Annotated in this window: 10 protein-coding genes; 5 read left to right on the top strand and 5 right to left on the bottom strand. The window is 62.2% G+C overall.

From position 1 onward, the window contains the following. Positions 1-58: 58 nt before the first annotated feature. The 5 genes from BBI10_RS23515 to BBI10_RS23495 all read left to right on the top strand — a co-directional run bounded on the left by BBI10_RS23515 (position 59) and on the right by BBI10_RS23495 (position 8,028). The gene (locus BBI10_RS23515) at positions 59-1,486 is read left to right on the top strand and encodes a di-heme oxidoredictase family protein (RefSeq protein WP_065992196.1); all 1,428 of its coding nucleotides are present in this window, start codon (positions 59-61) and stop codon (positions 1,484-1,486) included. Positions 1,487-1,513: 27 nt separating this feature from the next. Beyond that, on the top strand, positions 1,514-2,578 hold the full coding sequence (locus tag BBI10_RS23510; protein ID WP_065992194.1) for an imelysin family protein: 1,065 nt from the start codon (positions 1,514-1,516) through the stop codon (positions 2,576-2,578). A gap of 1 nt (position 2,579) precedes the next feature. Further along, the gene (locus BBI10_RS23505) at positions 2,580-3,677 is read left to right on the top strand and encodes a DUF1513 domain-containing protein (protein WP_065992192.1); all 1,098 of its coding nucleotides are present in this window, start codon (positions 2,580-2,582) and stop codon (positions 3,675-3,677) included. Between the two features lie 95 nt (positions 3,678-3,772). Beyond that, the gene (locus BBI10_RS23500; RefSeq protein WP_065992191.1) at positions 3,773-4,939 is read left to right on the top strand and encodes an efflux RND transporter periplasmic adaptor subunit; all 1,167 of its coding nucleotides are present in this window, start codon (positions 3,773-3,775) and stop codon (positions 4,937-4,939) included. Between the two features lie 14 nt (positions 4,940-4,953). Then, positions 4,954-8,028 carry a multidrug efflux RND transporter permease subunit gene (locus BBI10_RS23495; RefSeq protein WP_065992189.1) on the top strand — a complete coding sequence of 1,025 codons (3,075 nt, stop codon included), beginning with the start codon at positions 4,954-4,956 and terminating at the stop codon, positions 8,026-8,028. Positions 8,029-8,103: 75 nt separating this feature from the next. On the opposite strand, the gene BBI10_RS23490 is transcribed toward BBI10_RS23495, so the two are convergent. The 5 genes from BBI10_RS23490 to colR form a co-directional block, all read right to left on the bottom strand. After that, entirely contained in the window at positions 8,104-8,331 is a 228-nt protein-coding gene (locus tag BBI10_RS23490) for a hypothetical protein (RefSeq protein ID WP_065992187.1), read from the bottom strand. Further along, the gene (locus BBI10_RS23485; protein WP_065992185.1) at positions 8,328-9,047 is read right to left on the bottom strand and encodes a lipopolysaccharide kinase InaA family protein; all 720 of its coding nucleotides are present in this window, start codon (positions 9,045-9,047) and stop codon (positions 8,328-8,330) included. The genes BBI10_RS23490 and BBI10_RS23485 overlap by 4 nt, the downstream gene beginning before the upstream one ends. A gap of 7 nt (positions 9,048-9,054) precedes the next feature. After that, a complete protein-coding gene (locus BBI10_RS23480; protein WP_065992183.1) occupies positions 9,055-9,723 on the bottom strand; it encodes a class I SAM-dependent methyltransferase in 669 nt (222 codons plus the stop codon). A gap of 162 nt (positions 9,724-9,885) precedes the next feature. After that, positions 9,886-11,208, bottom strand: coding sequence for a sensor histidine kinase (locus BBI10_RS23475; RefSeq protein WP_065992181.1), 1,323 nt, complete (start codon positions 11,206-11,208; stop codon positions 9,886-9,888). Next, the gene (gene colR / locus BBI10_RS23470) at positions 11,198-11,881 is read right to left on the bottom strand and encodes a two-component system response regulator ColR (RefSeq protein ID WP_037014624.1); all 684 of its coding nucleotides are present in this window, start codon (positions 11,879-11,881) and stop codon (positions 11,198-11,200) included. The genes BBI10_RS23475 and colR overlap by 11 nt, the downstream gene beginning before the upstream one ends. Positions 11,882-12,031 lie beyond the last annotated feature (150 nt).

Here is a 12,031-nt window from a genome sequence, read left to right as displayed (position 1 = left end):
TAAAACACGGGGCTGGTAAGCTTGCTCGCCCCGATTTCCACCCCTTTGCAGGACCTGTATGACTGCGCGGTTACGTCCTTCGTTTCTTCTGCTGATGGCGCTGGCCGTCAGTGGGTGCGATGACGCCCCGCGTTTCACCGCAGCCGAGCCAGGGGAGTCGCGATCCGGCGGCGCCACCACCGTCAACAAGCGCGACCGCAACGCGTTTTCCCTGCCCTCGGCGAACCTGTCGCCTGCCCGGCGACTGGACTTCAGCGTCGGCAACAGTTTCTTTCGCAACCCCTGGGTGATCGCCCCCTCGACGACCACCGCCCGTGACGGTCTGGGTCCGCTGTTCAACACCAACGCCTGCCAGAACTGCCACATCAAGGACGGTCGCGGACACCCGCCCGAGCCTGGTGCCGACAACGCTGTCTCCATGCTGGTGCGCCTGTCGATTCCCGATGAGCCGGCATTCGCCGAACGCATCAAGCAACTGGGCCTGACGCCTGAGCCGGTGTACGGCAAACAACTCCAGGACATGGCCATCCCAGGCGTGACGCCTGAAGGCAAGGTTCGGGTCGACTACGATTCGATGACCCTGCATTTTCGCGATGGCACCCCGGTGCATCTGCGCCGCCCTACCCTGCAGATCACCCAACCCGGTTACGGCCCGATGCACCCGCAGACGCGAGCGTCCGCGCGTATTGCGCCGCCGATGATCGGGCTGGGACTTCTGGAAGCCATTCCTCAGGCCGCGATTCTGGCCAACGCCAACCCGGATGATGAACAGGGCACCGGCATCACCGGTAAACCCAACTGGGTCTGGGACGATGCGCAGCAGAAATCCGTCCTCGGACGTTTCGGCTGGAAAGCCTCGCAGCCGAGCATCAAACAGCAGAATGCCCACGCACTGGCGGGTGACATGGGCCTGACGTCCACCTTGATGCCGGTCGACGACTGCACGCCGTCACAGACCGCGTGCATTGCCGCGCCCAACGGCAATGGCCCGAACGGCGAGCCGGAGGTCAGCGACAACATCCTGCGGCTGATCACTTTCTACACCCGTAATCTGGGCGTTCCGGCCCGGCGAGACGTGGCCGACCCGCAGGTACTGGCGGGCAAGAATCTGTTTTTCAAAGCAGGTTGCCAGCAGTGCCATACGCCCCAATTCACTACCTCCGCCGATGCCGCCGAACCCGAACTGGCGAATCAGGTCATCCGCCCTTACACCGATCTGCTGCTGCATGACATGGGCGAAGGCCTGGCCGACAATCTCAGCGAATTTCAGGCCAGCGGCCAACAGTGGCGCACCCCGCCGTTGTGGGGCATCGGCCTGACGCAAGCCGTCAGCGGCCACACGCAGTTTCTGCACGACGGGCGCGCCCGCAACCTGATGGAGGCCGTGCTCTGGCACGGCGGCGAGGCGCTGCCGGCGCAACGTCAGGTGCTGGCCTTCGACGCGGAACAGCGCGCGGCGCTGCTGGTGTTCTTGAATTCTCTCTAACGTATTTCTGAAGATAAGGAGTCGGGCATGTTCCGCCCCAAGTTGTTGCTCACCAGCCTTGCCGCACTGGCACTGGGCGCGTGCGCGCCGTCGGACCCGCAAGCCGTGACGTCTGCCGCCATTGCCAGTCAGGTCATCCTGCCGACCTACAGCCGTTGGGTCGATGCCGACCGGCAACTGGCGATCAGTGCCCTGTCCTACTGTCAGGGCAAATCCGACCTGGACACCGCCCGCGCCGATTTCCTGTACGCACAAAAAGCCTGGGCCGAGCTGCAACCGCTGCTGATCGGACCGCTGGCCGAAGGCAATCGCGCCTGGCAGATTCAGTTCTGGCCGGACAAAAAGAACCTCGTCGGTCGTCAGGTGGAGCAACTGGTCACCGCACAGCCGCAGATCAGCGCCGATGCCCTAGGCAAATCCAGTGTGGTGGTTCAGGGCCTGTCGGCCTATGAATACATCCTCTTCGACGCTGACATCGACATGGCCAATGCCGAGCAGAAAGCCCGCTACTGCCCACTGCTGGTGGCCATCGGCGAGCGTCAGAAAGCGTTGGCCGAAGATATCCTCAGCAGTTGGAACAGCAACGACGGCATGCTCGCTCAGTTGAGCAAGTTTCCCAATCAGCGTTACGCCGATTCCCACGAAGCCATTGCCGAGTTGCTGCGCGTGCAAGTGACTGCGCTGGACTCGCTGAAGAAAAAGCTCGGCACCCCGCTGGGCCGTGGCACCAAAGGCGTACCGCAACCGTTTCAGGCCGAAGCCTGGCGCAGCAAAGCCTCGCTCAGCAGCTTGCAGGCGAGTCTGGCCAGTGCGCAGACCGTCTGGGCCGGCGTCGACAACAAGGGGTTGCGCGGGCTATTGCCGAAGGAGCAAAAGCCGTTGGCCGACAAGATTGACGCCGCCTACGCTGAGAGCAATCGACAGCTGGCCGCGCTGAAACCGCCACTCGGGGATCTGTTGGCCAGCGAAGAAGGCCGCCATCAGCTCAACGCCTTCTACGACAGCCTCAACGTGGTTCATCGCCTGCACGAGGGCGAGCTGGCCAAAGCGCTGGGCATCCAACTGGGCTTCAACGCCAATGATGGTGACTGATATGTTGCGACGTCAGGCTCTGGGTCTGGGCAGCCTGCTGCTCAGCGCCGTCACGTTTGGCGGCTGGACGCTGTTCGCGAAAAAAGGCGAAAGCCCGCTGCTGCTGTCCGCCCGGGACGACGGCAACGGCCAGCACTTTGCGGTGGGTTATCGCGTCGACGGCACGCAAGTCTTCGCCACCGCCGTCGCCCAGCGCTGTCACGACATCATCAATCATCCGAGCTTGCCGATCGCGCTGTTCGTCGCACGCCGGCCAGGGACCGAAAGTTACCTGATCGACCTGCGCGACGGTCGCCTGCTGCAAACCATCACCTCGCAACCCCACCGACACTTCTACGGCCACGCGGTCATTCACAAGGACGGCGAATGGCTGTACGCCACCGAAAACGACACCACGCAACCCGGCCGCGGCCTGTTGGGCGTGTATCGATTCGTGGATGAGCGGCTGCAACGCACCGGGGAAATTTCTACCCACGGCGTAGGCCCTCACCAAGTGTCATGGATGCCGGATGGCGAGACCCTCGCAGTTGCCAACGGCGGCATTCGCACCGAGGCCGAGAGCCGCGTCGAAATGAACCTCGACGCCATGGAGCCGAGCCTGGTATTGATGCAACGCGACGGCACGCTGCTGAGCAAAGAGACCTTGGCGCAGCAGATGAACAGCGTGCGCCATATGGCGATTGCCAGCGACGGCACCGTCGTCGCGGGCCAGCAGTTCATGGGCCCCTCCCACGAGTCCGCCGAGCTACTGGCCATTAAGCGGCCGGGCCAACCGTTTCAGGCCTTTCCGGTGGCCGATCAACAGCTGCAGGCGATGGCCCATTACACCGCCAGCGTCGCCATTCACAACGATCTGCGGCTGGTGGCACTGACCGCGCCAAGGGGCAACCGCTTCTTCATCTGGGACCTGGACAGCGGCGCGCTGAAGCTCGACGCACCACTGCCCGACTGCGCCGGGGTGGGTGCGGTGGCGGACGGCTTCGTCGTAACCTCGGGCCAGGGCCGCTGCCGTTTCTATGACTGCCGCGAGACGGTGCTGGTCGCCAAGCCGCTGGAGCTGCCGGCGGGGTTGTGGGACAACCATCTGCATTTGGTTTGATCGGGAACGGAAGTCCTGCTCAATGCCACTGGCAACTAAACCCCGACACGACTAACGTGCTCGCCTGATTCGTCGGTTTTCCAAGGAAGTGGAATATGTTGCGTCGCCGCATGTTGATCATGTTGGGCATTGTCCTGATCGTGGTGCTGGCCTTGGGCGGGTATAAGGCGTTTTCGGTCTATCAGCAGATCCAGCAATTCACGGCGCCGAAGCCGCCGATCAACGTCGCGGTAGCGGTTGTTGCCGAGCGCCCGTGGCAGAATCGCCTGCCGGCCATCGGCACGCTCAAGGCCTTCCAGGGCGTGGACCTGTCGCTGGAAATCGCGGGCACGGTCAAGGCCGTGCAGTTCGAATCCGGCCAGAAGGTCAAGGTCGGTCAGCCGCTCCTGCAACTCGACAGCGATGTGGAAAAGGCCCTGCTTGGGACCGCCGAAGCGGACCTCGGTCTGGCACAGGTGGAGTACGGCCGCGGCAGTAAACTGGTGGGCGAATCCGCCATTTCCCGTGGCGACTTCGACAAGCTTGCGGCCACCCAGAAAAAGGCCGCCGCCACCGTCGCACAACTGAACGCCTCCCTGGCGAAGAAGCGCATCCTCGCGCCCTTCAGCGGCACCATCGGCATTCGTCAGGTTGACGTGGGCGACTACCTGGCCAGCGGCACGGTGATCGCCACCCTTCAAGACCTGACCAGCCTGTACGCGGACTTTTTCGTGCCGGAGCAAATGCTCCCGAAACTGGCCCTTGGCCAAGAAGTACAGGTGAGCGTCGCGGCCTACCCCGAACGCGTCTTCACTGCGCGCATCAGCGCCATCAACCCCAAGGTCGAAGGCACCACCCGCAATGTGCTGATTCGCGCCACGCTGCCCAACCCCGACAGCCAACTATTGCCTGGCATGTTCACCAGCCTGCAAGTGCTGCTCGGGCAGGACACGCCGCAACTGGTGCTGCCGGAAAGCACGATCACCTACACGCTGTACGGCAACTCGGTCTACGTCGTCGTGCCGAAAAAGACCGCCGACGGCCAGCCGGAAAACAACAGCAAGGGCGAGCCTCAGCTCATGGTCGAGCGGCGCTTTGTTGAAACCGGCGAGCGTCGGGGCGGGCTGGTGATTATCAGCAAAGGATTGAAAGCCGGAGAGCACGTGGTCACCGGCGGTCAGCTCAAACTGGATAACGGCGCTGCCGTCGCCATCGTGGCCGACCCGGCAACACCGTCTGACGCCACCCCGGCGGCGCAGAACAGCCAGCCCAAAGCTGACTGATCAAGGAATCGATCATGGCCTTTACAGACCCGTTCATCCGTCGCCCGGTGCTCGCCAGCGTGATCAGCCTGTTGATCGTGCTGCTGGGTTTTCAGGCGTTCAGCAAGCTGACCATCCGCCAGTACCCGCAGATGGAGAACGCGCTGATCACCGTGACCACGGCCTACCCCGGCGCCAACGCCGAAACCATTCAGGGCTATATCACTCAGCCGCTGCAGCAGAGTCTGGCGAGCGCCGAAGGCATCGACTACATGACCTCGGTCAGCCGGCAGAACTTCTCGGTCATTTCCATCTATGCACGCATCGGCTCCAATAGCGACCGCCTCTACACCGAGCTGCTGGCCAAGGCCAACGAGGTCAAGAACAAGCTGCCCCAGGACGCGGAAGATCCGGTGCTGAGCAAGGAAGCCGCCGACGCCTCGGCGCTGATGTACATCAGCTTTTACAGCGCCGAACTGAGCAATCCGCAGATCACCGATTACCTGTCCCGGGTCATCCAGCCGAAGCTGGCGACGCTGCCGGGCATGGCTGAAGCCGAGATCCTGGGCAATCAGGTCTTCGCCATGCGCCTGTGGCTCGACCCAGTGAAGCTCGCCGGTTTCGGCCTCACCGCCGGCGACGTCACCGAGGCGGTGCGCAAGTACAACTTCCTGTCCGCTGCGGGCGAGGTAAAGGGCGAGTACGTGGTCACCAGCGTCAACGCCAGCACCGACCTGAAATCCCCCGAGACCTTTGCGGCCATCCCGCTCAAGACCGTGGGCGACAGCCGCGTGCTACTGGGCGATGTGGCGCGGGTGGAAATGGGCGCGGAAAACTACGACACGGTCAGCTCGTTCGACGGCACACCGTCGGTGTACATCGGCATCAAGGGCACGCCCAGCTCGAACCCGCTGGATGTGATCAAGGAAGTGCGGCGCATCCTCCCGGAGCTGGAAGCCCAGTTACCGCCGAGCCTCAAAGCGTCCATCGCCTACGACGCTACGCTGTTCATTCAAGCCTCGATCCATGAAGTCGTGAAGACCCTGATCGAAGCGGTACTCATCGTCATCGTCGTGGTGTTCCTGTTTTTGGGCGCCCTGCGTTCGGTGCTGATCCCGGTGATCACCATCCCGCTGTCGATGATCGGGGTGCTGTTCTTCATGCAGTTGATGGGCTATTCGATCAATTTGCTGACGCTGTTGGCGATGGTGCTGGCCATCGGGCTGGTGGTGGACGACGCCATCGTGGTGGTGGAGAACATTCACCGGCACATCGAGGAAGGCAAGACGCCGTTCGATGCAGCCATCGAGGGCGCTCGCGAGATCGCCATGCCGGTGGTGTCGATGACCATCACCCTGGCCGCAGTGTATGCACCCATCGGTTTTCTGGAGGGACTGACCGGCGCGCTGTTCAAGGAGTTCGCCCTGACGCTGGCCGGCGCGGTGGTGATTTCCGGGATCGTCGCGCTGACCCTGTCACCGATGATGTGCGCCGTGCTCCTGCGCCGGGAAGAGAACCCCAGCGGCCTGGCGCACAAGCTCGATCACGCCTTCGAGAGCCTGAAAGGCCGTTACCAGCGCGTCCTCCATGGCACGCTGAATACGCGTCCGGTGGTGATCGTGTTTGCGGTGCTGGTGCTGTGCCTGATTCCGGTGTTTCTCAAGCTCAGCCAATCGCAACTGGCGCCGGACGAGGACCAGGGCATCATCTTCATGATGGCGACGGCACCGCAGCCGACCAACCTCGATTACATGAACACCTACACCGATCAGTTCATCAGCATTTTCAAAGCGTTCCCGGAGTACTACTCCTCGTTCCAGATCAACGGTTTCAATGGCGTGCAAACCGGCGTCGGCGGGTTCCTGCTCAAGCCGTGGGATGAGCGCAGCCGCACGCAAATGGAGCTGCTGCCAGAAGTGCAGGCCAAGCTCAACGGCATCACCGGGCTGCAGGTTTTCGGCTTCAACCTGCCGTCGTTGCCCGGCACCGGTGAAGGGTTGCCGTTTCAATTCGTGATCAATACACCGGGCGACTATGCCGCGCTGCTGGAGGTGACGGATCGCATCAAGAAACGCGCCGCCGATTCGGGCAAATTCGCGTTTCTGGACGTTGACCTGGCGTTTGACAAGCCGGAAGTGGTGGTCGACATCGACCGCGCCAAGGCCGCCCAGATGGGCGTGTCGATGCAGGACCTGGGCGGCAGTCTGGCGACGCTGCTCGGCGAGGCGGAAATCAACCGTTTCACCATCGACGGGCGCAGCTACAAGGTCATCGCCCAGGTCGAGCGCGCCTACCGCGACAACCCGGCGTGGCTCTCGAATTACTACGTCAAGAACGCCGACGGCAAGATGCTGCCGTTGTCGACGCTGATTACCGTCAGCGACCGGGCAAGGCCCCGACAGCTCAATCAGTTCCAGCAGCTCAACTCGGCGATCATCTCCGGCTTCCCCCTGGTGAGTCAGGCGGAGGCGATTGAGTTGGTGAGACAGATCGCGATCGAAGAATCGCCACCGGGTTTTGCCTACGACTACGCTGGCGCCTCCCGTCAGTACGTGCAGGAAGGCAATGCGCTGTGGGTGACGTTCGGCCTGGCCCTGGCGATCATCTTTCTGGTGCTCGCCGCGCAGTTCGAGAGCTTCCGCGATCCGCTGGTGATTCTGGTGACGGTGCCGCTGTCGATCTGCGGCGCATTGATCCCGCTGTTCCTCGGCATCTCGTCGCTGAACATCTACACCCAGGTGGGTCTGGTCACGTTGATCGGGCTGATCAGCAAGCACGGCATTCTGATCGTCGAATTCGCCAACCAGCTACGCCGGGACAAAGGCCTGACCGCCCGCGAAGCGGTGGAGGAAGCGGCGGCGATACGCTTGCGTCCCGTCTTGATGACCACCGCAGCGATGGTGTTCGGCATGGTGCCGCTGATTCTCGCGACGGGTGCGGGCGCGGTCAGCCGGTTCGATATCGGGCTGGTGATTGCCACGGGCATGTCGGTGGGGACGTTGTTCACGCTGTTTGTGCTGCCGTGCGTGTATACGCTGCTGGCGCGGCGGGATGATGCGCAGCCCGACGGCAATAGCCATGGGGTTGCCGACACGACTGCTGGTCGCTGACGCAAAAACCTCGCCACACGCCCACAAAAAAGGCCCCGATCTTCGGGGCCTTTTGGTCAGCGCAACGGAAAAGAATCAGCCTTGCGGTCCGCTCCCTTGGGCCAAGCCGAACATCAACAGCAGCAGATCGTGATCAGGCCGGGCCGTGTCAGACACCTTGGCCACCCGAGGCAGCGGGCAATGGCCTTCGCCATGCACTGCACTCAGAATCTTCGGCCCGGGCTGATCCCAGGCAGCCAGCGCGATGGAAGTCACCCCCAACGCCCCGACCAAAAACAAACCTCGCGCCATTTCTAACTTCATCGCTGTAAACCTTTGATGGGCCTGCCAAACGCGGTCTCGTAAAAGTAGACCAGCTTTGTCCAGTCCGCCGCTTGAAACGACGAATGGCGGCGCAGTTGTTTCATGTCGTGCTGTGCGGCAGCGTAGGACGTCAGGCGCTGGCGGCATTTCTCCAGATCGAGCAACGCCACTTCAGCCCTGGCATTGGCGCCCTCGCCCACGACACGAACGAAAACGTGCTTGATGTAGATGCAGCTGTGCTGCCAGCGACCCTTGTGCATACGGGCCAGGTTGCTGGCGATTTCCTGGAGCATCTGTTCGTAGACGGCTTCGCCATACTGCTCACGACCGCCGGCGCGCAGCCAGTTTTCGAATTCGTCAAAACCGTCCAGCGAGGCGGTGACGAGCAGCGCGCGCCACTCGTTGTTCTCATCGCGCTCTGCGCCGCAGAACACCATGCGCGGCACGTTGACGTCGAGCTGACGAAGGCCCTCGAGGGCATCGCGTTCGCGCAACACCGTCGGACGGCCAAAAGGGTGCAACCAACTGCGGTAGATATGGCCTGTCTGGCGCTTCACATACAGCAGCCGACCGTTTTCCGAGACGACGCGCTGCACGCCACTTTCACCGCCACGGCGCACATTGGGTTCTTCGACCCACTCGCCCCGCGTGTTCCAGAAATAGGCGAAGCGGTCCTTGGCAGGAACGGCTAACTCTGTTGCGAAATCCACGGCCATCCTGTTGTTACCTCTTACGTAATAGATACACACGCCACATGGCGTACATCGGCAGGAAATCCAGGCACTCCTGAATCCGAAACCCTGCCTGTTCAAATTCGGCCTCTACGGTGGCCACCGGCAGCACGAAGCGATTCTGATAATCATGTTGCGGTCGCGACGCTTCGGCGCGTCGTCGCTTCCAGGCCTTGAAATTGCCATCCACCCACAACGACACAATCACGCTGTCGCGGGTCACCCGGTGAAACTCCTTCAACAGCACGGCGCGGTCTTCGGCCTTGCCGATGTGATGCATCAGGCGCATGCAGAAGATGCTGTCGACGGCGTTGTCGGGCATCTCGATAGCAAAGGCCGAGGTCTGCAGCGGTTGCACGCGCTTGACGACCTCCGCGGGTTGCGACTCGCAGGCGATCTTGACCATCGCCGCCGAGTTGTCCGCACCGATGATCACCCGGTTGGGCTTCTCTGCCAGCACTGGCCAGAAACGACCGGCGCCACAGGGCAGGTCCAGCACCAGACCCGGCTCGCCTGCCAGCGCCAATGCGCGGCGGGCGAGCTGTTTGTCACGTCGGTCCGACAAGCGTCTCGCCAGTCCATCGTTGTGTTTACGTAAGTACTTTTTCGCGTGTTCGTCGTCGTACTTGCGCGAAAAATCAAGCTCGATCCGCTTGCTCACGGCCGCTTCTCCTTTGAATGAGAGGGCCAAACTAAGCAGCGGGGCGTTATGTTCAGGTCACATGAATGTGAAAAAAACGTCTGAAAAAGTGAAGATATGTTACGAGATTATTCAAGGACTTAGGGCCAGCATACGGCCATATTCCGCGGAGTTTTAGCACCTTTACACAGGCTGTACATTTGTCGACGGCAACCGAACGGGGTCTTTGGCAGGGCGCGAACCCATGTCCACGCTGAATCGACAGCCGTTGGGCTCCATGGTGTCCAGGCTCACCGACCACCCCTGGTTTTCGCAGATACGCTGCACCAACGACAGTCCCAGGCCCAGACCTTCGCCCCTTTGCTCGGTGCCGCGCACGAATGGCTGAAACATTGCCTCACGTTTTTCCTCGGGGATGCCTACACCGGAATCCTCCACCATGAAGCCGCCTTCACGCAGCGTCAGGCGGATAAAGCCGGTTTCGGTGTAGTGCAACGCATTGCGCAGCAAGTTGCCCATCACGGCATACAGAAAGGTGGCGTTGTAGGCGGCTTCGGAAGGTTGGCCAGGCAGGTATTCCAAGGTCAGCCCTTTGCGCTCGATCGGCTCGCGCCACAGGCTGATCAACTGCTGGGCGGCGCCTTGCAGGGTCAGTTGCGGATTCAGGGCGAGGTCGTCGCGCTGGGTGCGTGCCAGCATCAGGAAGGTCTGCACCAGATCGCGCATTTCCTCGCACGCCCGCGCCACGCGTTCGACCTGGGCCCGCGCGCGCTGGTCCAGCGCCGGGTTTTCCAGCAACAGCTCACAGGAACTGGCCAGCACCATCAACGGCGTGCGCAGTTCATGGCTGACGTCGCTGGTGAACATCCGCTCGCGGGTCAAGGCATCACGCAGGCGGCCCAGTGTGGCGTCGAAGGCGACCGCCAACTCGCCCACTTCGTCAGCGGCGTAATCAGGGGCCAGGGGCGGCGCGAGGCCGAGCAACTGATCGCGATGGCGCACCTGCCGGGCCAGCCGCACCACCGGCGCCATCACCCGCCGCGCCAGTATCCAGCCGAGGAAAATCGCCAGCGCCAACGCCAGCACAAAGCCCACCAGCACCACGGCGAACAGCACGCGCTCACGTTCTTCGAAATCGCTTTGATCCTGGAGCAGCACGTAGTGGCGACCGTCGACGATCTCGACCATCGCGTGGTAGGACAACGGCCCGCGAAAGACTTCGTGAAAGCCCGACTCCAAATGACGAAGATCCTTCGGCAGCTCGAAATCCCCCGGACCGCCGCTGAAGTAAAACAGCTGATCCGGCTCGGGGCGATGGTTCCAGTCATTGACGCTGTCCATCAGCAACAGCCGCGTCAGGTCGCCGCCCAGTCCCGCCGAAATCAGCTTTTCTTCGACCAGGTGCACCGTCGCGACAATGCCCATCGCGAAGCAACCGGCAACCAACGCACTCATCAAGGCGAAGGCGATGATGATCCGCTGGGCGAGGCTTTGCTTAAACTCCATCACGCCCCTCGGCGAGGCGGTATCCGACACCGTGGACGGTCTGCAACAGCGGCTTGGCGAACGGCTTGTCGATGACCTGACGCAATTGGTGAACATGGCTGCGCAGGCTATCGCTGTCCGGGCAATCGTCGCCCCACAAGGCTTCTTCCAAGACTTCACGGCGCAGCACGTGAGGGCTCTTCTGCATCAACACCGCGAGCAACTTCAGGCCAACCGGGTTGAGTTTAAGCAGACGCCCTTCACGGGTCACTTCAAGGGTGTCGAGGTCGTAGATCAGATCGGCGACCTGCAGGGTACGCCGACCGCCGCCCTGGGCACGCCGTAGCACGGCCTCGATGCGCGCCGCCAGTTCCGACAGCGCGAACGGCTTGAGCAGGTAGTCGTCGGCGCCGGAGCGGAACCCCTGCAGCCTGTCGTCGAGCTGGTCGCGGGCGGTGAGCATGATCACCGGGGTGTCGCGGCGCGCGTCTTCACGCAGGCGCTTGCACAGGGTGTAACCATCGATACCGGGCAGCATGATGTCGAGCACGATCAGGTCATAGTGCTCGGTCGCTGCCAGGTGCAGACCAGACAGACCGTCTTGCGCGCAATCGACGGTATAGCCCTTCAATCCGAGGTAATCGGCAAGGTTTGCCAGAATGTCCCGGTTGTCTTCAACCAGCAGAATTCTCATGGCGCGTGTCTCCCTATGCGGTGTGGCGAGACCCGGGACACGGCTCGAGATGCCGCTCAACAAGGTCAGAGTTGGCGGCAGCTTACGGCGATGCGCGCTCAAGGGCCAGCACTGCGGTGCATAACGTTTTTTTCACCCGCGGTTCACGGC

Source organism: Pseudomonas graminis, from assembly GCF_001705435.1.
Taxonomy (GTDB): domain Bacteria; phylum Pseudomonadota; class Gammaproteobacteria; order Pseudomonadales; family Pseudomonadaceae; genus Aquipseudomonas; species Aquipseudomonas graminis_B.
Note: the sequence above shows the minus strand (reverse complement) of the source record. Positions and strands in the feature narration are given on the sequence as shown.